This window comes from Nonomuraea sp. C10, assembly GCF_008017515.1.
GTDB lineage: Bacteria > Actinomycetota > Actinomycetes > Streptosporangiales > Streptosporangiaceae > Nonomuraea > Nonomuraea ferruginea.
Genome location: NZ_VPFF01000001.1, coordinates 3,180,036 through 3,201,547, shown reverse-complemented (window position 1 = coordinate 3,201,547; position 21,512 = coordinate 3,180,036). Strand labels below are relative to the sequence as shown.

The following is a 21,512-nucleotide window of genomic DNA, read 5'->3' as shown; positions in this document are numbered from 1 at the left end:
TTACTCATACATTTTTCGCAGCTCCGCCACCGCCTCCACCATCAGAGCGCGCAGTTCGGGCGGGCCGAGCACCTCCACGCCCGCGCCCATGCGCAGCAGCAGCCAGCGGGCGTGGGTGATCGACTCGACCGGCAGGGTGAGCGTCCGCCACCCCTCGGCGTCGGGCTCGGCGGCCCCGGCCAGGGCGCCCGCCACCACGTCCTGGCCCATCGTGTAGGCGAGCAGCTCCTCCATGCCGGGGGCGAGCCTGATCTCGGCGGTCGCGGTGTACATCCGTTCGCGGAACTCGGCCGCGTACGCCTTCCAGAACCCGGCCAGGTCGAAGCCCTCCGGCCGGTCGAAGCGGCCGGGCTCGGCGGCGAGGGTGAGGACGCGCGCCACCCGGTAGGTGCGCGGGCTCTCGCCGGGCGGGGCGGCGACCAGGTACCACGACCCGCCCTTGAGCACGAGCCCGTACGGGTGGACGAGCCGCTCGACGACCTGCCGCCCCCAGCGCCGGTAGGTCATCCGCAGCGGCCGCTGCGCCCACACCGCCTCGGCCACCTCGCTCAGGTGGGGCACGTCGTCGGGCCCGCGGTACCAGCCCGGCACGTCCAGCAGGAACCGCTCGCGCATCCTCGCGGCCTGCGAGCGCGGCTCCGGCGGCAACGCGGCCAGCAGCTTCAGCTCGGCGTTGGCGGCCAGCTCGGCCATGCCCAGCTCGGCGGCGGGGCCCGGCAGCCCGGCCAGGAACAGCGACGACGCCTCCTCGGCGGTCAGCCCGTTGAGCCGGGTGCGGTAGCCGTCGAGCAGCTGGTAGCCGCCGGCGGGGCCGCGGTCGGCGTAGACCGGCACGCCGGCGGCCGACAGGGCCTCCACGTCGCGGTAGATCGTACGGATCGACACCTCGAGCTCCTCGGCCAGCTCGGGCGCGGTCATCCGGCCGCGCGTCTGCAGCAGCAGGAGGAGGGAGAGCAGACGGCTGGCGCGCATGCACCTATTGTAGAGCGCACATTGTCTATGTTTATATGAACATATGGATCGTTTACATCGCATACTCAACGCCCTGCGGACGAACGACACCGTCTCCGTCGCCGAGCTGGCCGAGGAGCACGGGGTGTCGGAGATGACGATCAGGCGCGACCTGGAGGAGCTGTCCCAGCAGGGGGTGGTGCGGCGGATCAGGGGCGGCGCGCTGTCGCTGCTGCTGCGCGGCGAGGAGCCGCCGTACGCGCTCAGGGAGCGGGAGGCGGTGGAGGCCAAGCGGCGCATCGGCGCCGAGGCGGCCTCGCTGATCGCCGACGGGGAGGCGGTGGTGCTCGACGGCGGCACCACGGCGGCCGAGGTGGGGCGGGCGCTGGTGGACCGCCGGCTGACCGTGGTGCCGCTGGCGCTGCAGGTGGTGTCGTTGCTGTCGGCGGCGCCGCGGGTGCGGCTGGTGCTGCCCGGCGGCGAGGTGCGGCCGGGCGAGCTGAACTTCATGGGCCCGCTGGCCGAGACGTCCATCGGGGCGCTGCGGTTCGACACGGCGGTGGTCGGCTGCTGCGGGCTGTCGGCCGCGCAGGGGCTGACCGCGCACGACCTGCCGGAGGTGGCGATCAAGCGGGCGGCGATCGCGTCGGCCCGGCGGGTGATCGCGGTGTGCGACTCGGGCAAGTTCGCGCGCACGGCGTTCGGCGCGGTGTGCCCGATCTCGCGCCTGGACGTCGTGGTGACGGACGACGGGATCCCCCGCGAGGAGCACGACGCCCTCCTCGCGGCGGGGGTCACGGTCCGGATCGTCCGGGAACCCTCGTGACCGCCCGGCCCGCGCACGGCCCCCGGCCTCCCGAAGACCCCGCGACCGCCACACCCGACCACAACCCCCGACCCCCCGAAAACCCCGCGACCGATCCGGTGGGAAGTGGCGGTGCGGGAGGCGGGGACACGGGCCTCGACCCGGGCGACGTCCGGCGCGCCAGGGTCGCCGTCTACCTGCTGTTCCTGCTGGCGGGGGCCGCGATAGGCACGTGGACGGCCCGGATCCCGGCCATCAAGCAGGACCTCGGGCTCGGCGAGGGCGAGCTGAGCCTCGCGCTGCTGGGGCTGGCGGCCGGCGCGATGGCGGGCATGCAGGCGGTCGGCCGGCTGGTGGACCGGTTCGGCAGCGCCCGTGTGATGATCCCCGCCGCGCTGCTGCACGGCCCCGCCCTGGTAGCCCCCGCGTACGCGGTGAACCTGGCGACGCTGGCGCTGGCCCTGCTGGCCTTCGGCGCGGTGCACGGCGTGCTGGACGTGTCCATGAACGCCAACGCGGTGGTGGTAGAGCGGGCGTGGGGGCGGCGCGTCATGTCCTCCTTCCACGCCGTCTTCAGCCTCGGCGGGTTCGCGGGCGCCGCCGCCGGCGGGGTGTTCGCGCAGGCCGGCCTCTCCCCCGCGGTCACGTTCTGGTCGGCAGGCGCGGCGATCACCGCGCTCGCGCTGTGGGCGTCGCTGTGGGCGCTGCGCCCGCCGCCGGTCAGGGAGGCCGCCGGGCCGGGGAGCCGGCCGAAGGGGATCGTGTTCCTGGGCGTGCTGGCGTTCTGCTGCCTGGTCGGCGAGGGCGCGGCGGCCGACTGGAGCGCGGTCTACCTGCGCGAGCACATGGGGGCCGCGGCCGGCTTCGCCGCCGCCGGTTACGCCGCCTTCTCCATCATGATGACGGCGGGCCGCCTGGCGGGCGACCGGCTGGCGGCCAGGTTCGGCCCGGTGCCGCTGGTCCGGGCGTGCGGCCTGCTGGCGGCGGCCGGGCTCGGGATGGCGCTGCTCGTCGGCCACCCGGTGGCGGGCGTGGCGGGGTTCGGCCTGTTCGGGGCCGGGCTGTCGTGCATCGTGCCGCAGGTTTTCTCGGCCGCCGGGCACCGCGACCCGGCCTTCGCGGGCCGGGCCCTGGCCAGGACGGCGAGCATCGGCTACCTGGGCTTCCTGTCGGGCCCGGTGCTCATCGGCGCCGCCGCCGAGCTGACCGGCCTGCCCCGGGCCCTGGCCATCCCCGCGATCCTGGCCGCCTTCGTCGCCCTCGCCGCCGCCGCCCTGCGCGCCCGCTGACGGTGTCCGTACGAACGCGTCACCTGACCGTCAGCCGAACTGCTGCCAGGCGAGCCTGGACACCATGGCCGCCACGACGCAGAGCAGCACGATCCGGACGAAACCCGTACCTCGCCGGATCGCCATGCGGGCGCCGGCCTGGGCCCCGGCGATGTTGCAGGCGGCCATGCCGAGGCCCAGCACCCACAGCACGTGGCCGTGCCAGCCGAAGAACAGCAGGGCGCCGATGTTCGTGCCGGTGTTGATGATCTTCGCCGAGGCGGAGGCGGAGACGAAGTCGAGGCCGAGCAGGGCGGTGAACGCGATGATCAGGAACGTGCCCGTGCCGGGGCCCATGATGCCGTCGTAGAAGGCGATGGCCACGCCCGCCGTCAGCACCGCCACGGTCACGCGGGCCCGGGTGCGGAGCTGCGGGCGGGCGACCGCGCCCATGGCCGGCCGCAGGGTGACGAACGCCGCGACGCCGAGCAGGATCACCATGACCAGGGGCCGCAGCACCTCCGCCGAGATCGCCGCCGCGGCCGACGCGCCGAGCGCCGCGCTGAGCACGGCCAGCCCGGCCGCGGGCAGCGCGACCGGCCGGTCCACCTTGGTGGTGCGGGTGTACGTGACGGCGGCGGACGCGGTGCCGAACACGGAGGAGAACTTGTTCGTCGCCATCGCCTCGACCGGCGCCACCCCGGCCATCATCAGCGCGGGCAGTTGCAGCAGCCCGCCGCCGCCCACGACGGCGTCCACCCAGCCCGCTCCGGCGGCGGCCACCAGCAACATCAGGACCTGCTCCAGCGGCACGCCACTTCTCCCCCGAGACCCCGACAAATCCCCGCAAGCGTAGCGACCTTCGTCCAGCGCCGGAGGGCACGGGTCCAGGGCTTACAGGTGCGGGCGCCCGGAGCCCATCTTCCGGGCGCCCGCGGCTCAGCGGGCGGTCACCAGGGACCGCTTGCGGGAGGCGTAGATGTCGTCGATCAGCCGGTAGGTGCGCGCCTGCTCGGCGGTGAAGACGCGGTCACGCTCGATGTCGCGCCTGATCTCCTGCGCGGTGCGCCCGGTGTGGCGGGCCAGGATCTCCTCCTGCTGGTCGCGCATCCGCAGGATCTCCCTGGCGTGGATCTCCAGGTCGCTCGACTGGCCCCGGCCGCCCTCGGTGGCCGGCTGGTGGAGCAGGATCCGGGCGTGCGGCAGCGCGGCCCGCTTGCCCGGCGTGCCCGCCGCCAGCAGCACCGCCGCCGCCGAGGACGCCTCGCCGACGCAGACCGTGTGGATCTCCGGCCGGACGAACTGCATCGTGTCGTAGATGGCGGTCATCGCGGTGAACGAACCGCCCGGCGAGTTGATGTAGAGGTTGATGTCCCGGTCGGGGTCGATCGACTCGAGCGTGAGCAACTGGGCCATCACGTCGTTGGCCGCGGTGTCGTCGATGGGGGTGCCGAGGAAGATCACCCGGTCCTCGAAGAGCTTGTTGTACGGGTTCATCTCCTTGATGCCGTACGAGGTGCGCTCGGTGAAGGACGGCAGGACGTATCGCCCGCTCATGTCAGTTCATCCCTTCGGCGATGTGGTCGACGAACCCGTACTCCAGAGCCTCCTGCGCGGTGTACCACCGATCGCGGTCGGAGTCGGCCTGGATGCGCTCCAGCGGCTGGCCGGTGTGGTGGGCGATGATCTCGGCCATCCGCCGCTTGGTGTAGATCATGTTCTCGGCCTGGATCTGGATGTCGGTGGCCGAGCCGCCGATGCCGCCGAGCGGCTGGTGCATCACGACGCGGGCGTTGGGCAGGGCGTAGCGCTTGCCGGGCGCGCCCGCGCACAACAGCAGCTGCCCCATCGAGGCGGCGAACCCCATCGCGACCGTCGCCACGTCGCACGGCACGAACTGCATCATGTCGTACAGCGCCATGCCGGCCTGCACGGAACCGCCCGGCGAATTGATGTAAAGCGTGATGTCGCGCTTGGGATCCTCGGCCGCCAGCAAAAGCAGCTCACCGCACAGCCGGTTGCATATGTCGTCGTCGACTTCCTGGCCGAGAACGAGGATGCGTTCCTTCAGAAGGCGCTGGCTGAGCTGGTCAGGCCATTGCGTGCGCGCGTTCTCCGTCATGGACGTCGCCCTTTCCGACTCGAACCAATTGCATGGTCGACGCTAGACCCGCGCGCCCTCGACTAAGGAATCTTTTCGCCTTGGGCGCATTTCTCTGAAGGCGCATTCCACCGAGAGCGAATAAAGCTCGACATAGAATCACCGGTGTGAGATGGAATCGGCGCCTGGCGCGGCGGTGGGCGTGCCTGATCCTCGGCGGGGCGCTGCTGATGCCGTACATGATGGCCGGGGTGCTGATCGCCGGATGGGCGCAGCGGGAGTCGACGACCCTGCTGTTGCTGCCCCTGCAGCTCGGCGTGTTCGCCGCGGCGCTGCCGGTGGTGGCGCTCACCGGCCTGTTCCTGCCGGTGCGCGCGCTGGAGGTGAACGCGGCGCAGAGCCTGCTCGGCGTCGCCGTCGAGACCGCCCCGCAGGAGGGCCGGCGCTCCTGGCAGGAACGCCGGCGCACCGCCGCCTGGTACACCCTGCACCTGGCGATCGGCGGCTTGGCCAGCGGCTGCACGCTCGCGATCGTGCCGTTCACGGCGGTGACGATGGCGCTGCCGTTCACCGGCGATCCGGCCGACGTGCTCGGCGTGCGCGTGCAGCCCGGCTGGTCGGCGATCGGCTGGCCCGCCGCGGGGCTGGCCATGCTGGCGCTGCTCGTCCTGCTCGTGTCCGCGTCCGGCGGGCTGCTGGCCAGGCTCGCCCCGGCGCTGCTCGGCCCCACCCCGGCCGAGCGGCTGGCCGCGGCCGAGTCGCGGGCCCGCGTGCTGGCCCAGCGCAACCGGCTGGCCCGCGAGCTGCACGACTCGGTGGGGCACGCGCTCAGCGTCGTCACGCTCCAGGCCGCCGCCGCGGGCCGGGTCCTCGACCGCGACCCCGGCACCGCCAGGACGGCGCTGGCGGCGATCGAGCAGTCGGCCCGCGCCGCCCTGGAGGACCTGGACCACGTGCTCGGCGTGCTGCGCGCCGGCGACGACCGCGACCGGGCGCCGCGGGCCACCCTGGCGGACCTGGACGCGCTGGTGCGCTCCACCGGGGCCGAGGTGCGGCAGGAGGTGGGCGACCTGTCGTCCGTGCCCGCCGTGGTCTCCCGCGAGGCCTACCGGATCGTCCAGGAGGCCCTCACCAACGCCATCAGACACGGCCGCGGCCCGATCAGCCTGTCGGCCCACGTCCGCGACGGGGACCTCTGCCTGAGGATCGGCAACCGCACCTGCGCGAACCACGGCACGCCGGGCGGGGGCAGAGGGCTGGAGGGGATGCGGGAGCGGGTCAGGCTCCTCGGCGGTGAGATCACGGCGGGGCCTGACGGGGGCGGCTGGCGGGTCTCGGCCCGGCTGCCGCTACGGTCGGAACCATGACGATCAGGGTCGTGCTGGCCGACGACGAGGACCTCATCCGGGCCGGGCTGCGGATCATCATCGACACCGAGCCGGGCCTGACCGTGGTCGGCGAGGCCGCCGACGGCGCCGCGGTGCTGCCGGTGGTGCGGCGCGAGCGGCCCGACGTGGTGCTCATGGACGTGCGCATGCCCGCGCTCGACGGCATCGAGGCCACCCGCCGCCTGACCGCCCTGGAGGAGCCGCCCAAGGTCCTGGTGGTGACCACGTTCGAGAACGACGACTACGTGTACGACGCGCTGCGCGCCGGCGCCGACGGGTTCCTGCTCAAGCGGGCCAGGCCGGAGGAGCTGGTGCGGGCGGTGAAGCTGGTGGCGTCCGGCGAGTCGCTGCTGTTCCCCGCCGCCATCCGCGCGCTCGCCGCGCGACGGCCCGGCGCCCGCGTGCCCGGCGTCGACCGGCTGACCGGGCGCGAGGGCGACGTGCTGCGGCTCATGACCAGAGGGCTGTCCAACGGCGAGATCGCCGCCGAGCTGGTGGTGAGCCCCGAGACCGTCAAGACCCACGTCGGCAACGTGCTCACCAAGCTCGGCGCGCGCGACCGCACGCAGGCGGTCATCGCCGCCTACGAGTCCGGCTTCGTCTCCCCCGGCTGACCGGCGCGCCCCTACCCGGCCGTACGGACGATCTCGGCGACCGGCAGCCCCGACAGCTCCACCACCGTCCTGCCCGTCCCCGCCAGCGCCCGGTCCACCAGCCGCAGCCCCACCGCGTACCCGGCCATGTTGGGGATCCCCTTGGGCTCCTGCCCGAACGCCCGGGTCGCGTCGTCGCCGAGCACGTACGCGGGCGTGTTCCACATGCCCCGCAGCCCGAAGTCCGCCATGATCCGCTCGTACGCCAGGTCGAAGTCCGCGCCGGTCACCATCGACGACCACGGCCCCATCGCCTCCGGCCCCGACAGCTCGCGCACGAACGCCTCCGCCAGCCCTTCGGAGATCACGTGCTCCCCGACGGTGACGTTCTCCGGGTCCCACTCCACGTTCGTGTACCGCACGTTGTGGTGGAACTCGTGCACGGCGCAGTGCGCGATCCGCCCGATGACCCGCTCGTCCGGCCAGGCCAGCAGGTAGAGCCAGCCGGGGGCGCCGCCCATGCCGTAGTAGCCGCCCGCGGTGCCCATCAGATGGGCGTTGTCCGGGTTGCCGAGCACGAACATCACCTGCAGCGTCTCGGCCTGCTTCAGGTGCCCCAGCGCCGCGGAGGCGCGCTCCAGCTCGCGCTCCACCTGGCCCAGCACGTCCGCCGCGGCGAGCCGGTCGAGCGCCTCCAGGTAACGGGGGTCCTCGCCGTCGACACGGAAGCCGCCGCCCTGGTGGTGGATGTCGACGATGTCGCCGGGCATCGGGATCACCTCGCGCATCGGGGCCAGCATCTCCCTCAGCGCGTCCGGCCGCCGCTCCAGCGGCTCCCGGAGCGTCGCGGCCATGGCGGAAACGGTGTCGTGAACGATGAACTCCATGACGGCGAGGCTAAAGCCTCCCGTTACGGGAGAGTCAAAGTTGCGGATCCTGCGAGGAGTCGTCACCGGGCGAGCGGCCGGGCGTCTGCTCACCACTCTGCGACGGCGAGGGCGACGGCGACGGGGTCGGCTCCTGCGGCTCCGGCGAGGTCGGCGTCGGCGGCGGGGTCGGCAGGAACTGCGTCGGCGGCAGCGGCTGCGGCATCGGGTCGCCGCCGGAGCGTCCCAGCAGCATCAGCAGCAGGAACACCGTCACCAGCAACAGCAGCAGCACCAGGGCCAGGGCCGCCATCAGCACCCGCTTGCGCGTCTCGGTGAGCGGCCGCCGCCTGACCGGCGGCGCCAGCGCCGGCGCCCGGTCGGTCAGCCAGTACGGGACGAAGTCCGGGCCGTGCGCCTGCCCGATGAGCGTGCCGCCCACCATCACCGGGTCCAGGAACCGCTCGGCCCCCGGGCGTCCCGGCGCGTACGGGACCGCCACCCACGGCGCCCGGCCGGTGTTGATCGCCAGCACCGGCGGCGTCTCGTCCAGCACCGCGGTCCGCGACCTGCCGCCGCGCCCGAACCAGCCGCGCACGCCCGGCCGCTCCTGCTCCGGCGCCGCCTGCCTGATCGCGGTGACGAACCGGTCGCGCGCCGCGGGGTCGAACGCCGCGCCTCTCGTCAGCAGGGCCAGTGAGACCGCGCGGCCGTCGGGCCCCTGGCCCAGGTAGACGAAACCGGCCGGGGCGGTGTGCAGGCGCGCCTGCACCACGTACGGCCCGAGCCGTGGTGGATCGCCGTACTGAAGCGGACTGGCCACATCTGCCATGAAAGCACAGACGTGGCGTCGTGCACGTTTGCGACACCTTTGGTGGAATAGCGTCATGAGCGTCGCCGAAGAGTTGCCAGGCGGAACGGACGCGGACGTGCTGCGTCAGACCCTCGACGAGGTCCGGCGGGTCATCGTCGGGCAGGATCACATGGTCGAGAGGCTGATCGTCGCGCTGCTGGCGCGTGGTCACTGCCTGCTGGAAGGCGTCCCCGGCGTCGCCAAGACCCTCGCCGCCTCGACCCTGTCCACCGTCGTGGGCGGCACGTTCGCCCGCATCCAGTTCACGCCCGACCTGGTGCCGAGCGATATCGTCGGCACCCGCGTCTACCATCCGTCCACCGAGAAGTTCGACGTCGAGCTGGGCCCGGTGTTCGTCAACTTCCTGCTCGCCGACGAGATCAACCGCGCCCCCGCGAAGGTCCAGTCGGCGCTGCTGGAGGTCATGGCCGAGCGGCAGGTCACGCTCGCGGGCGTCACCCACCCGCTGCCCAGGCCGTTCATCGTGCTGGCCACCCAGAACCCGATCGAGTCCGAAGGCGTCTACCCGCTGCCCGAGGTGCAGCGCGACCGCTTCCTGTTCCGGGTGCGGGTGCCGCACCCGAGCGCGCACGAGGAGCTGCAGATCCTCCAGCGCATGAGCGTCACCCCGCCCGCGCCCTCCCGGGTGCTCGACCCCGAACGGCTGACCGCGCTGCAGGAGACGGCCGAGAACGTCTCGGTCCACCAGCTCGTCGCCGACTACGTCGTCCGGTTGGTCATGGCCACCCGCTCCCCCGCCGAGTACGGCCTGCCCGACCTGGTCGACACCATCGAGGTCGGCGTCAGCCCGCGCGCCACGCTCGGCCTGGTCTCCGCCGGGCGGGCGCTGGCCGTGCTGCGCGGCCGCGACTACCTGCTGCCCGACGACGTGCGCGACGTGGCCGTGGACGTCATGTCCCACCGGCTCATGCTCACCTTCGACGCCCTCGCCGACGGCGTCGACCCCGAAGAGGTCGTACGCCAGATCCTGCACGCCGTCCCCCCGCCCCTCGTCGTCTGGAACCAGAACCGTTGAGCATCACATGAGCACAGCCGAACAGGCCCTGCGCCGCCTGGAGCTCACCGTGACCCGGCGGCTCGACGGGCTGCTGCACGGCGCCCACCAGGGCCTGCTGCCCGGCACAGGCAGCGAGGCCGGCGACAGCCGCGTCTACGTGCCCGGCGAGGACGACGTGCGGCGCATGGACTGGAACGTCACCGCCCGCACGACCGTCCCGCACGTGCGGGACCTGGTCGCCGACCGCGAGCTGGAGACCTGGGCGCTGGCCGACCTGTCCCCCAGCATGGACTTCGGCACCGCCGACACCGACAAGCGCGACCTGGTCGTCGCCGCCGTCGGCGCCATCGGGTTCCTGTCCAGCCGGATGGCCGACCGGTTCGGGGCGCTCGTCATCCACGACGAGCACATCCACCGCATGCCCGCCCGCACCGGCAGGCCCGCCCTGTACGGGCTGCTCAGCGCGCTCATGGACGCCCCGCGCGGCCAGGTGGTCGCCGACCCGCCCGACCTCGCCGAGGGCATCGACGTCCTGGCCGCCACCCGCAGGCGGCGCGGCATGCGCGTGATCGTCTCCGACTTCCTGGATGCCGCACCCACCCTGGACCCCGACGCGGAACGCCCCTGGGAGCGCCCGCTGCGCCGCCTGTCGGCCCGCCACCAGACGCTGGCCGTCGAGGTCATCGACCCGCGCGAACTCGAACTGCCCGACGTGGGCCGCGTCGCGTTCGCCGACCCGGAGACCGGGAAGGTACGCGAAGTGCACCTTTCCCCGAAAATCCGCCGCGACTACGCGGAGGCCGCCGCCCTCCAGCGGGAGGGCACCCGCCTCGCGCTGCGCCGTGCCGGCGTCGGACACCTGGTGCTGCGTACCGACCGCGACTGGGTGTTCGACGTCGCCCAGTTCGTCCTGCGCCAGCGGCGCATGAGCCACCTGGCACACCGGAAGGTGAACCCTTGACGTTCCTGTCGCCCGCCTGGCTGTGGCTGTTCGTGCTGGTGGTGCTCCTCATCGCCGGTTACGTGGCCGCGCAGTTCGCCCGGCGCCGCTACACCGTGCGCTTCACCAACCTGGCCCTGCTCAACCTCGTCGCGCCGAGCGGCCCCGGCTGGCGCCGCCACGTGCCCCCCGTGCTGTTCCTGGTCATGATGTCGCTGCTGGTCGTCGGCGCCGCCCGGCCCGCCGGCGAGGTACGGGTGCCGCGCGACCGCGCCACCATCATGATCGCGCTCGACGTCTCGCTGTCCATGGACGCCGGCGATGTCGAGCCCGACCGCATCTCCGCGGCCAAGACCGCCGCCCAGGCGTTCGTCCAGGAGCTGCCCGACCGGTTCAACGTCGGCGTGGTGGCCTTCGCCCGCGCCGCCAACGTGGTCATCTCCCCCACCACCGACCACCAGGCCGTGGCGACCGCCATCGGCAACCTGAGCACCCGGCCCGGCACCGCCATCGGCGAAGCGGTCTTCAACTCGCTCGACGCGGTCCGCTCCTTCGACCAGGACGCCACCAGCGACCCGCCGCCCTCGGCGATCGTGCTGCTGTCCGACGGCGACAACACCTCCGGCCGCTCGGTCCGCGAGGCCACCGACGCCGCGCAGCAGGCCCACGTGCCGGTCTCCACGATCGCCTACGGCACCCCCGACGGCACCGTCTCCATCGACGGCCGCCCGGTGAACGTCCCGGTCAACAAGCAGACCCTGCAGGCGCTGTCCGACGGCACCAGCGGCCGCGCCTACACCGCCGAGTCCGGCAGCGAGCTGCGCGAGGTCTACGAGCAGATCGGCACCTCGCTCGGCTACAAGGTGGTCGAACAGGAGATCACCCAGCAGTTCATCCTGGCCGCGCTCTTCGCCGGGCTGCTGGTCGGGGGCGCGGCGGTCTTGTTCGGCAGCCGGATCCCGTAACGTTCTCCGCTGTGGGGCACTACTTCTCCGAACGGCCGGGGGCCGAGAGCAGGCCGGGTCAGGCCGATCTCGTCCTGCCCGACCTCCATCTGCGGCTGGAGACCGACAGCGGCGTGTTCTCGCCCGAGCGGGTCGATCTCGGCACGAAGATCCTGCTGGAGACGGTCCCGCCGCCGCCCCCGCACGGCGACCTGCTCGACCTCGGCTGCGGCTACGGCCCGATCGCGCTGACGATGGCCTCCCGGGCGCCCGAGGCGACCGTGTGGGCCGTCGACGTGAACCGGCGGGCCGTCGAGCTGACGGCGCGCAACGCCCGGGCCGCGGGCCTTGACAAAGTAAGGTCGATGCATGTCGACGAGGTCCCCGACGACGTGACGTTCCAGGCGATCTGGTCCAACCCCGCGATCCGCATCGGCAAGGCGGCCCTGCACGACATGCTCACCAGGTGGCTGACGCGGCTGGCCCCCGGCGGCGCCGCCCACCTGGTCGTCCAGAAACACCTGGGCTCCGACTCCCTGCAGCGCTGGCTCGGCGAGCAGGGCTGGCGGGCCTCCCGTGAGGCCTCCAGGGCCTCCTACCGCGTACTGAAGGTCGAAAGATGAGAAGGCAGCTGCGCCCCACCGACGTCAAGCGGCTCAACCGCACCTGGCGCAGGAACACCGCCAACCGCCTGGCGCTGATCCTGGAGTCGGTCACCGGCCCGTTCAACGTCGGGTCGATCTTCCGTACCGCCGCGGCGTTCGGCGTGGAGCAGATCTGGCTGGCCGGCAACGCCACCCCGCCCACCAACCCGAAGGCGGGCAAGACCGCGCTCGGCACCGACCGGCTGGTGAAGTGGCACGACCCGGTGCCCGCGCTGGAGGCCGTCAAGGCGGCCAGGGAGGACGGCTTCACCGTGATGGCGGTCGAGCTGACCGCCGAGGCGGTGCCGCTGCACCGGGCCGCGCTGGGCCGCGACGTGTGCCTGGTCGTCGGCAGCGAGGACCACGGCTGCTCCCCCGCGCTGCTGGACGCCGCCGACGGCGTCTGCTACATCCCGCAGGTGGGTCGGGTCGGCTCGGTCAACGTGGCGGTGGCGGCCGCCATCGCGCTGGCCGAGGCCCGCCGCCAGGAGTGGCAGAATCTACCCGATTCGTAATCTTTTTGTTCACCCGTGGAAGGCATACTTCAGACCGTGCTCAGCCGCCGATTCGCCTTTCTCGACCATCCGGGCCCGCTGGCCTTCGCCCACCGGGGCGGGGCGCTGGAGGGGGCGGAGAACTCCTTCGAGGCGTTCGATCGGGCCGTGCGGCTCGGCTACACCCATCTGGAGACCGACGCGCACGCCACCTCCGACGGCGTGCTGCTCGCCTTCCACGACCACACGCTGGACCGGGTGACCGACCGGCGGGGCCGCGTCTCGGAGCTGCCCTACCAGGAGGTCAAGCGGGCCCGCATCGGCGGCGTCCACGAGATCCCGCTGCTTGAGGACCTGCTGGGCACCTGGCCGGAGATCCGGTTCAACATCGACGTGAAGGAGCCGGGGGCGATCGCGCCGCTGGCCGAGGCGATCCGCCGGACGAACTCCTACGACCGGATCTGCCTCACCTCGTTCTCCGACGAGCGGCTGGTGCTGGCCAGGGCGGCGCTCGGGCGGGAGGTGTGCTCGGCGCTCGGGCCGCGCGGCGTGGCCGCGCTCCGCGCCGCCGCCGCCACCTCCGGCTACGGCCGCCTGCTGGCCAGGCTGAAACGCGCGGCGATCCCGTGCGCGCAGGTGCCGGTCGGCTTCCGCGGGCTGCGGGTCGCCACCCGCCACCTGGTGCGGACGGCCCACGCGCTCGGCATGCAGGTGCACGTCTGGACCATCAACGACACCCCCCGGATGGAGCGCCTGCTCGATCTGGGCGTCGACGGCATCATGACCGACAACATCACCGGGCTGCGCGACGTCCTGGAGCGGCGCGGCCAGTGGCATCCCGGCCGCATGGCCGCCTAGGAGCGACTCCACACCATGTCCGTACCCGCACCCCCCGCGGCCTCCGACCCCGCCTCCGAGTCACCCGCCGTACGCCGGCGCGAACAGCGCGGCTGGTACGTCTACGACTGGGCCAACTCCGCCTTCTACACCACGATCATCTCCGTCTTCCTCGGCCCGTACATCATCGAGGTCGCCAAGACCGCCTCGTGCGCCAAGGACTTCGCCCAGGTCGACGCCGCCACCTGCGCGGCCGGCTTCGACCGGCTCGCCGCGCAGAACCCGGGCCTGGGCTACGTGGACGTGCTCGGCATGGACATCCGGCCGGTCGCGTTCTTCGGCCTGATCACGACAGTGGCGGTGCTGCTGCAGATCGTGGTCCTGCCGATGGTGGGCGCGCTGGCCGACCACACCGGCCGCAAGCGGGAGATGCTCGGCGTCTTCGCCTACGTCGGCGCGCTCGCCGCGATGGGGCTGTTCTTCGTCGAGGGCGACCGCTACATGCTCGGCGGCTGGCTGTTCGTCATCGCGAACGTCGCCTACGGGGCCTCGGTCGTCGTCTACGACTCGTGGCTGCCGCAGATCTCCACCCCCGACGAGCGCGACCGTGTGTCCTCGCGGGGCTGGGCGATCGGCTATCTCGGCGGCGGGCTGCTGCTGGCGCTCAACCTGGTGCTCTTCCTGAGCCACGAGAGCCTGGGGCTGACCCAGGGCGAGTCGGTGCGCATCGCGATGATGTCGGCCGGGCTGTGGTGGGCGACCTTCACGATCGTGCCGCTGCTGCGGCTGCGCAACCGGCCGGCGCCGGCGCACGAGCACACCGCGCTCGCGTCGGTGGGCGGCAGCTTCCGCCAGCTCTGGCGGACGCTGAAGGAGCTGCGCCGCTACCCGCTGACGCTGCTGTTCCTGGTGGCCTACCTGGTCTACAACGACGGCATCCAGACGGTGATCGGCAACAGCGCGGCCTTCGCCTCCGAGGCGCTCAAGCTGGACCGCACGGTGCAGATCACCGCGATCCTGATGGTGCAGTTCGTGGCGTTCTTCGGGGCGCTGCTGCTGGGCAGGCTGGCGGAGCGGTTCGGCACCAAGCGCACGGTGCTGGCCAGCATCGTGGTGTGGACGGTGATCGTGATGATGGCGCTGTTCGTCCGCGAGGGGCAGGCGGTGCAGTTCTACCTCATGGCCTTCGCCATCGCGATCGTGCTCGGCGGCACCCAGGCGCTGTCGCGCTCGCTCTTCTCCCAGGTGATCCCGAAGGGCCGGGAAGCCGAGTACTTCAGCCTGCTGCAGATCAGCGACAAGGGCTCGGCGTTCATCGGCGCGCTGACGGTGACGATCGCGCTGCAGCTCACCAACAGCTACCGCATCGCCATCATGTCGATGGTCGTCTTCTTCGTGCTCGGGTTCGTGCTGCTGGCGCTGGTCAACCTGCCGAAGGCGATCCGCGCGGCGGGCAACGAGGTGCCGAGGAACCTCTGACGAGCGGGCGCGGCCCCGAACTCCTCGGCGGTATAGCGATTGGATCTCCCCGCGGGTGGGAATCCCATCACGGTACCAAGCGTTACACACCGTGGGAGACAGACCCCCCACGCATGGGGGCCCTGTAGGAGGCATTCAAACATGGGCGAGCGCGCGCTTCGTGGCACCCGGCTCGGGGCAACCAGCTACGAGAACGACCGTAACACGGATCTGGCCCCGCGCCAGGAGGTGTCTTACACCTGCCCCAAGGGGCATCGCTTCGAGGTTCCGCTTGCCGCCGAGGCTGAGATTCCCGCGACCTGGGAGTGCCGCATGTGCGGCGCGACCGCGGTGCGGGTCGACGGCGAGCAGCCGGAGTCGAAGAAGACCAAGCCGCCGCGGACTCACTGGGACATGCTCCTCGAGCGGCGGTCCATCGAAGATCTGGAAGAGGTGCTCAACGAGCGGCTGGCGGTCCTGAGGGCCCAGCGCCGCAAGAGCGCCTGACATCACTCTCACGGTGAACCCCCGGGCCGGCGGCCCGGGGGTTTTCTGCTGCGCGCGTGACCGGCGGCGTCGCTAGTCGCGGTCCTCGCGGATGACCTCGCCGTGCACGACCTTCCCGCGCGGCGCGCCGCCGTGGGGACCGGCCTGCGGGACGTCCGCGCGCACCGGCCCCGCGGACTGGGGCGGGAACATGTTCGCGTACGGGGAAGCCGCCGCCATCCGCTTGACCCGCCGGTCGAAGAACCACCCGCCGAGCCGCCGCATCCCCGGCCGGGTGAACGGCAGGACGCACGCGAGGCCGACCACGTCGCTGAGGAATCCCGGCATCACCAGGAGCACGCCGCCCACCAGCACGAGCGCCCCGTCGGCCAGCTCGCGCTCGGGCATCACGCCGGTGCGCATCGACTCCTGCAGCCTGTGCCAGGCGCGGCGTCCCTCACGCCGCACCAGCCATGAGCCGAGCAGCGCCGCCGCCGCCAGCAGGCCCACGGTCGGCCAGCCGCCGATCACCGACCCGACCTGGATCAGCAGCCACACCTCCAGGATGGGGATCGCCAGGAAGGCCAGGAAAAGCAGAAGCCGCATCGTCGCCTCGTTCTGTGCACATCAAGGACACGTCTAGGTAGAACAACGCCCGGAACCGTCCTCGCGTTCCGGCGGTCAGGAGCGCCGGCCGCGCAGCCGCGCGGGCAGCCCGACGAGCCCCCACTGGAAGATCCGCCAGAACGCCTCGGCCATCACCCGGCCGCTCATCTTGCTGGTGCCGACCGTCCGCTCGACGAACGTGATCGGCACCTCCGCGACCCGCAGCCCGTGACGGCAGGTGCGCAGGGTCAGGTCGACCTGGAAGCAGTAGCCCTGCGACTCCACGTCGGCCAGCCCGACCTTCTCCAGGACGGCCGCCCGGTAGGCGCGGAACCCCGCGGTGGCGTCGCGGACGGGCAGGCCGAGCATGATCCGCGTGTAGAGGTTGGCGCCCCGGGACAGGAGCTCACGCGTGGCCGGCCAGTTCTTCACCTTGCCGCCCGGCACGTATCGCGACCCGATCGCCAGGTCGGCCCCTTCGGACAGCGACGTCAGCAGCTTGTGCAGCTCCTCCGGCTGGTGCGAGCCGTCGGCGTCCATCTCCACCAGCACGTCGTAGCCCTCGCCCAGCCCCCACCGGAATCCCGCGATGTAGGCGGCGCCGAGCCCCTGCTTGGCCGGCCGGTGCAGGACGTGCACGTGGTCGTCCTCCGAGGCGAGCTCGTCGGCGATCTTGCCGGTGCCGTCGGGACTGTTGTCGTCGGCCACCAGCAGATGGGCCTCGGGCAGCGCGGCCCGCAGCCGCTCGGTGATCGACGGCAGGTTCTCGCGCTCGTTGTAGGTCGGGACGATGACCAGCACCCGGCCGAGCGTCTCCATCGTCAGTCGTCCCCCATCATCCGGTCGGCCCGGCGCCCGCGCCGGGCGGCGACGACGGTGGCCGCCGCTCCCAACATCATCAATGCCCACTCGGGAGCCGCGCCGACCCTCGTGGCGATCGTCTGTTCGGTGCGTATCGGCACGGTCACAACGGTGCTGTCGGCGACCAGTTCCCTGGTTTGCCACGAGACCTTACCGTCCGGCGTGACGAACGCGGAGATGCCTGTCGTGGCCGCCGTCACGACCGCCCTGTTGTGCTCGACCGCCCGCAGCTGGGACATCGCCAGCTGCTGGGCGGGCAGATTGGACAGGGCGTAGGAGGCGTTGTTGGTCTGCACCACCAGCGGCGTGCCGCCGGCCCGCACGGTGGCCCGCACGGTGCCGTCGTAGGCCACCTCGTAGCAGTTGACGGCGCCGACGGTGACCGGGCCCATCTTCAGGTCGCCGGGTCCGGTGCCGGGGACGGACTGCCTGCCGACCAGGTTGGCGCGCTCGTACAGGGCGAGCACGAGCTCCTTGAACGGGGTGTACTCGCCGAACGGCACCAGGTTCTGCTTGTCGTAGTAGTCGCCGGGACCGGTGGCGGGATCCCACACCAGGCTGCGGGTCGCGCGATGCTCGTCGCCGATCGCCACGACCGCGCCGACCAGGGTCGGCACGCCGATGTCGCGCACCGAGTCGTGGATGGTGCCGTAGGCGAACGCGTCGGTGTAGGGGTCGATGTCGGTGGAGTTCTCCGGCAGCACCACCAGGTCGGGCGCGGGCAGCTCGCCGGCGCGGACCCGCCCGGCCAGCCGCTTGGTCTCCTCGGCGTGGTTCCTCAGCACGACGGCGGGCTCGTCGCCGAAGATGTGCATGCCGCGGCCCGGCACGCTGCCCTGGACGATGCCGACGTTGACCGTGCGGCCCTCGTCCGGCGGCCTGGGCACGGCCAGGGCGACGACGGGGACGGCCACGGCCAGCGCGACCGGCACCCCGCGCAGCAGGCCCGTACGCGGCCGTACGAGCACCGCGTGGGCGATCAGGGCGCCGCACACCACGACGGCGAACGAGACCAGCGGAGCGCCGCCCAGCGCGGCGTACGGAGTGAACAGCGACTCGCCCTGACTGAAGGCCACCCGCGCCCACGGGAACCCGCCGATCGGGACGAGCCCGCGCGCCCACTCCATCGCCACCCAGAGCGCCGCGAACCACACCGGCCACAGCCGCAGCCGGAGAACCAGCGCCGCCGCGGCGGCCATGGCCGCGTAGAACAGGCTCTCGACCGCCACCAGCATGATCCACACGTCGACGCCGATCGTGCTGACCCAGGCCAGCGCGGGCGTCAGGAACACGGCAGCGGCGACGTAGCCGAGCCACGCCGCCCTCCTGGGCCACGCCCCGTACAGGGAGGCGACGATCAGCGCCAGCCCGGGCGGCGCGCACAGCCACCACCCGAGCGGCGGGAACGCCAGATAGAGCAGCACCCCACCGGCCACGGCGGCGGCCAGCCGGGCGGCCAGCACCCGCCGCGACTCCCCCACCGTCCGCCCCCGCCGCTTCCGCCCTTCCGACGGCCCATCACCACTGGGACGAGAGCCCGCACGCTCGGCCGGAAGCGGCCGTTCGCCGTCCGTGGGGGCGGCAGAGCCGGTGAAACTTTCAACGGCCGGGGCGCCGGATGAGGGCGTGGGCGGGCCGCTCCCGTCTCCGGGGGTGGCCGGTCGGCCCGTCTTCTCCTGCACCACTGCGGGGTCTCCTCGCGATCCGCACGCCTTGCTATGCGAAAACGCTACCGCCCCGGAGGCGCTCTCCGGTCATGCCGGACGCGGCGACAGGGTGATCCCGCGAGGAACGGGACCACCCGGCGCACTGACGAGCCCGGCGCACGGGAACGGGAAGAGGGCCCGGAAACCCTTCGGACCGGACCCGTCTCGTCGGCGGCGAGCGCGGAATTCCGTTGTCTACTGGGCTCCCGGGCCCGTCCCGGGTCCAACCCCCCGCCCGGTTGGGGTGCCCCGACTCGACGGACCGACGGCCCTGCACCTGGCTGTGTGGACGAAGCCACGCTCCGTCACGGACGCAGGATCCGGCGATGTCAGAGACGGCCAACCGGCCAAGTCCCGTGCTGGACTGGGCAGCAAACTACCGACTCAGCCTCAGATGTCAACCGTGTCCCGATCAGCAGAAACATCAAGTTTTCCCAGGTGGGCGGCCATTTCCCGGCACGGCAGGCACCCCACCGGCACTGCCGGAGTCTCCATCGGGCCGCCTCGCCAAGCCGCGCAAAGCATCTGAGAGCGGGCGATCGTGGACCACGCCCAGCCGCTGCGTGGCACGGGTGAGCGCCACGTACAGATCGCTGGTGCCGCGCGGCGACTGGGCCGCGATCAGGTCCGGCTCGGCCACGATCACCGAGTCGAACTCCAGCCCCTTGGCGTCGGCCACGCCGAGCACGGCGACGGGCGCGTCGAGCGCCTCCGCGCCGCGGGAGCGCCCGGCGCCGGGGGTGACGACCACGGCGCCCTCCACCGACTCCCCCAGCGAGAAGAGCAGCTCGTCGGGCGCCACGACCGCGACCTTGCCCCCGCCTGCCACCTCGTCCGCGACGATCGCGGGCAGCTCGGCCAGCGGCGCGGCCCACGGGCTCGCCCCGATCTCGCGGACCGACCGCGGCGCCTCCAGGTCAGGATCGATGGTGGCGAGCACGCGGGCGGCGACCTCCATGAGCTCGACGGGCGTGCGGTAGTTGACGGTCAGCCGCTCCTGGCGCCACCGCCCGGCCACGTACGGGTCGAGCACCTCGGCCCAGGAGCGCGCCCCGGCCGCCGAACCGGTCTGGGCGATGTCGCCGACGATCGTCATGGACCGGGTCGGGATGCGCCGCATGACGGCCCGCCAGGCCATCGGCGACAGCTCCTGCGCCTCGTCCACGATGACGTGACCGTAGGCCCAGGTGCGGTCGGCGGCGGCGCGTTCGGCGGTGGTGAGGTGCGGCCCCTCGCCGCGCTGACGCTCGGCCAGCCGCTCGGCCTCCATGACGTCGGACAGCCCGGTCAGCTCCAGCACCTCGCGGGCGTAGGCGAGCTCGGCCTCGCGCTCGTGCTCCTCGGCCTGACGGGCCGCGGCCAGCTCCTCCTCCGCCGCCATCGCGCTGGCCCGCAGCACCTGCTCGTCGATCTCGCCGAGCAACTCGGCCGCCTCGTCCAGCAGCGGCACGTCGGACTCCGTCCACTCGCCGCCCCGGGCCCCGTCGCGCCGCAGCAGGGCCCGCTCCTCGGGCGTCAGGCCGGCGGCGGCGTAACCCAGCCGGTCCGGCGACCCGTACAGGCCGAGCAGCAGCCGCTGTGGCGTGAGGTAGGGCCAGAGCCGGTTGAGCGCGGACCTGACGACCGGCTCGGTGCGCAGCTCCTCGCGCAGGTCGGCCAGCTCGTCGTCGTCGATCAGGCCCTTGCCGATCTGTCGGGCGGCCTGCCTGGCCAGCGCGTTGAGCAGGGAGCGGACGAACACGGCGCGGGCCTGGTTGTGCGGGCGGCGGGAGCGGGCGGCCTTGTTCGCGGCCGACTCCAGCATCTTGCGGTCCATGGTCAGGGTGTAACGTCCGAGCCGCAGCTCGACGGGCTTGCGCGGGACGCGCTGGCGGTCGCGCACCGCCCTGGCGATCACCTCGGCCATGCGCAGGTCGCCCTTGACCGCGGCCACCTCGGGCTTGTCCCTGGCGGTCGCGGTCAGCCCGGGATACAGCTCGCCGACCGCCGACAGCAGCACGTCGGTCTCGCCGAGCGAGGGCAGCACCTGCTCGATGTAGCGCAGGAAGGTCAGGTTGGGGCCGAGGATGAGCACGCCACGCCGCTCCAGCCGCTCCCGGTGCGTGTAGAGCAGGTAGGCGGCGCGGTGGAGCGCGACGACGGTCTTGCCGGTGCCGGGGCCGCCCTGGACGACGAGCACCCCGTTCAGGTCGGACCTGATCACCTTGTCCTGCTCGGCCTGGATGGTGGCCACGATGTCGCGCATCCGGCCGGTGCGCCGCTCGTCCAGCGCCGCCAGCAGGGCGGCCTCGCCGTTGAGCGTGGCCCGGTCGTCCTCGGTGAGCGCGTCGAGGTCGAGCAGGTCGTCGTCGACCGCGACGACCGTGCGGCCCCGGGTCTGCAGGTGGCGACGCCGGGTGAGGCCCATGGGAGCCGCCGGGGTCGCGCGGTAGAACGGCTGCGCGACCGGGGCCCGCCAGTCGATGAGCAGGCGCTCCTGCTCGTCGTCGGTCAGGCCGAGCTTGCCGATGTAGAGCCGGCCCTCGTCGACGTGGTCGAGCCGGCCGAAGACCAGGCCGCGCTCCACCGCCCACAGCCGGGCCAGCCGGGAGGCGTACATGTCGGCGAACGTGTCGCGCTCCGACCGGTTCTGCATCGTTCCGACGGCGCCGGACGCCAGCACCTCCTTCAACTGGTGCTGGGTGCGCTCGCGC

The 21,512-nt window shown here is 72.6% G+C and carries 22 protein-coding genes; 12 read left to right on the top strand and 10 right to left on the bottom strand.

Going from position 1 to position 21,512, the window contains the following annotated elements:
- On the bottom strand, positions 1–972 hold the full coding sequence (locus tag FR742_RS14565) for a YafY family protein (RefSeq protein ID WP_148031464.1): 972 nt from the start codon (positions 970–972) through the stop codon (positions 1–3).
- A gap of 43 nt (positions 973–1,015) precedes the next feature.
- Here FR742_RS14565 and FR742_RS14560 point away from each other — a divergent pair, with 43 nt between their 5' ends.
- Together FR742_RS14560 and FR742_RS14555 are read left to right on the top strand one after the other, a co-directional pair.
- Positions 1,016–1,777 (top strand): DeoR/GlpR family DNA-binding transcription regulator, encoded by a 762-nt coding sequence (locus FR742_RS14560; RefSeq protein ID WP_148031463.1) that lies wholly within the window; start codon positions 1,016–1,018, stop codon positions 1,775–1,777.
- Between the two features lie 98 nt (positions 1,778–1,875).
- Positions 1,876–3,045, top strand: coding sequence for an MFS transporter (locus tag FR742_RS14555; protein ID WP_148031462.1), 1,170 nt, complete (start codon positions 1,876–1,878; stop codon positions 3,043–3,045).
- A 30-nt stretch (positions 3,046–3,075) separates the two neighbouring features.
- On the opposite strand, the gene FR742_RS14550 is transcribed toward FR742_RS14555, so the two are convergent.
- The 3 genes from FR742_RS14550 to FR742_RS14540 all read right to left on the bottom strand — a co-directional run bounded on the left by FR742_RS14550 (position 3,076) and on the right by FR742_RS14540 (position 5,146).
- The gene (locus FR742_RS14550; RefSeq protein ID WP_148031461.1) at positions 3,076–3,837 is read right to left on the bottom strand and encodes a TSUP family transporter; all 762 of its coding nucleotides are present in this window, start codon (positions 3,835–3,837) and stop codon (positions 3,076–3,078) included.
- Positions 3,838–3,963: 126 nt separating this feature from the next.
- Positions 3,964–4,581, bottom strand: a complete 618-nt coding sequence (locus FR742_RS14545; RefSeq protein ID WP_148031460.1) for an ATP-dependent Clp protease proteolytic subunit — start codon at positions 4,579–4,581, stop codon at positions 3,964–3,966.
- A gap of 1 nt (position 4,582) precedes the next feature.
- The gene (locus FR742_RS14540; RefSeq protein ID WP_148031459.1) at positions 4,583–5,146 is read right to left on the bottom strand and encodes a ClpP family protease; all 564 of its coding nucleotides are present in this window, start codon (positions 5,144–5,146) and stop codon (positions 4,583–4,585) included.
- Positions 5,147–5,292: 146 nt separating this feature from the next.
- On the opposite strand from FR742_RS14540, the gene FR742_RS14535 reads away from it, so the two are divergent.
- Together FR742_RS14535 and FR742_RS14530 are read left to right on the top strand one after the other, a co-directional pair.
- Positions 5,293–6,492, top strand: a complete 1,200-nt coding sequence (locus FR742_RS14535; protein ID WP_261808525.1) for a sensor histidine kinase — start codon at positions 5,293–5,295, stop codon at positions 6,490–6,492.
- Positions 6,489–7,127, top strand: a complete 639-nt coding sequence (locus FR742_RS14530) for a response regulator transcription factor (RefSeq protein WP_148031458.1) — start codon at positions 6,489–6,491, stop codon at positions 7,125–7,127. Before FR742_RS14535 ends, FR742_RS14530 begins: the two co-directional genes overlap by 4 nt.
- Before the next feature lie 11 nt (positions 7,128–7,138).
- Here FR742_RS14530 and FR742_RS14525 read toward each other — a convergent pair whose 3' ends face one another.
- Complete coding sequence (locus tag FR742_RS14525) at positions 7,139–7,993, bottom strand: DUF2268 domain-containing protein (RefSeq protein WP_148031457.1); 855 nt, start codon at positions 7,991–7,993, stop codon at positions 7,139–7,141.
- Between the two features lie 34 nt (positions 7,994–8,027).
- Positions 8,028–8,804 (bottom strand): hypothetical protein, encoded by a 777-nt coding sequence (locus FR742_RS14520; protein ID WP_187281146.1) that lies wholly within the window; start codon positions 8,802–8,804, stop codon positions 8,028–8,030.
- Between the two features lie 55 nt (positions 8,805–8,859).
- Between FR742_RS14520 and FR742_RS14515 the strand changes: the two genes are divergently transcribed.
- The 8 genes from FR742_RS14515 to FR742_RS14480 all read left to right on the top strand — a co-directional run bounded on the left by FR742_RS14515 (position 8,860) and on the right by FR742_RS14480 (position 15,667).
- Complete coding sequence (locus FR742_RS14515) at positions 8,860–9,861, top strand: MoxR family ATPase (protein WP_148031456.1); 1,002 nt, start codon at positions 8,860–8,862, stop codon at positions 9,859–9,861.
- Between the two features lie 7 nt (positions 9,862–9,868).
- Positions 9,869–10,804, top strand: a complete 936-nt coding sequence (locus FR742_RS14510) for a DUF58 domain-containing protein (RefSeq protein ID WP_148031455.1) — start codon at positions 9,869–9,871, stop codon at positions 10,802–10,804.
- The gene (locus FR742_RS14505; protein WP_148031454.1) at positions 10,801–11,748 is read left to right on the top strand and encodes a VWA domain-containing protein; all 948 of its coding nucleotides are present in this window, start codon (positions 10,801–10,803) and stop codon (positions 11,746–11,748) included. The genes FR742_RS14510 and FR742_RS14505 overlap by 4 nt, the downstream gene beginning before the upstream one ends.
- An 11-nt stretch (positions 11,749–11,759) precedes the next feature.
- A complete protein-coding gene (locus tag FR742_RS14500) occupies positions 11,760–12,350 on the top strand; it encodes a class I SAM-dependent methyltransferase (protein WP_148031453.1) in 591 nt (196 codons plus the stop codon).
- Positions 12,347–12,886 carry a TrmH family RNA methyltransferase gene (locus tag FR742_RS14495; protein WP_148031452.1) on the top strand — a complete coding sequence of 180 codons (540 nt, stop codon included), beginning with the start codon at positions 12,347–12,349 and terminating at the stop codon, positions 12,884–12,886. Before FR742_RS14500 ends, FR742_RS14495 begins: the two co-directional genes overlap by 4 nt.
- Before the next feature lie 36 nt (positions 12,887–12,922).
- Positions 12,923–13,723 carry a glycerophosphodiester phosphodiesterase gene (locus FR742_RS14490; protein ID WP_148031451.1) on the top strand — a complete coding sequence of 267 codons (801 nt, stop codon included), beginning with the start codon at positions 12,923–12,925 and terminating at the stop codon, positions 13,721–13,723.
- Between the two features lie 15 nt (positions 13,724–13,738).
- Positions 13,739–15,181 carry an MFS transporter gene (locus tag FR742_RS14485; protein ID WP_148031450.1) on the top strand — a complete coding sequence of 481 codons (1,443 nt, stop codon included), beginning with the start codon at positions 13,739–13,741 and terminating at the stop codon, positions 15,179–15,181.
- 141 nt (positions 15,182–15,322) lie between these two features.
- Positions 15,323–15,667 carry an RNA polymerase-binding protein RbpA gene (locus FR742_RS14480; RefSeq protein ID WP_043625492.1) on the top strand — a complete coding sequence of 115 codons (345 nt, stop codon included), beginning with the start codon at positions 15,323–15,325 and terminating at the stop codon, positions 15,665–15,667.
- Between the two features lie 72 nt (positions 15,668–15,739).
- Here FR742_RS14480 and FR742_RS14475 read toward each other — a convergent pair whose 3' ends face one another.
- The 4 genes from FR742_RS14475 to FR742_RS14460 all read right to left on the bottom strand — a co-directional run bounded on the left by FR742_RS14475 (position 15,740) and on the right by FR742_RS14460 (position 21,481).
- Entirely contained in the window at positions 15,740–16,252 is a 513-nt protein-coding gene (locus tag FR742_RS14475) for an FxsA family protein (RefSeq protein WP_148031449.1), read from the bottom strand.
- Positions 16,253–16,327: 75 nt separating this feature from the next.
- The gene (locus FR742_RS14470; RefSeq protein WP_148031448.1) at positions 16,328–17,071 is read right to left on the bottom strand and encodes a polyprenol monophosphomannose synthase; all 744 of its coding nucleotides are present in this window, start codon (positions 17,069–17,071) and stop codon (positions 16,328–16,330) included.
- Between the two features lie 2 nt (positions 17,072–17,073).
- On the bottom strand, positions 17,074–18,594 hold the full coding sequence (lnt, locus tag FR742_RS14465; RefSeq protein ID WP_261808524.1) for an apolipoprotein N-acyltransferase: 1,521 nt from the start codon (positions 18,592–18,594) through the stop codon (positions 17,074–17,076).
- Positions 18,595–19,243: 649 nt separating this feature from the next.
- Positions 19,244–21,481 (bottom strand): UvrD-helicase domain-containing protein, encoded by a 2,238-nt coding sequence (locus FR742_RS14460; protein ID WP_261808860.1) that lies wholly within the window; start codon positions 21,479–21,481, stop codon positions 19,244–19,246.
- Positions 21,482–21,512: the final 31 nt, after the last annotated feature.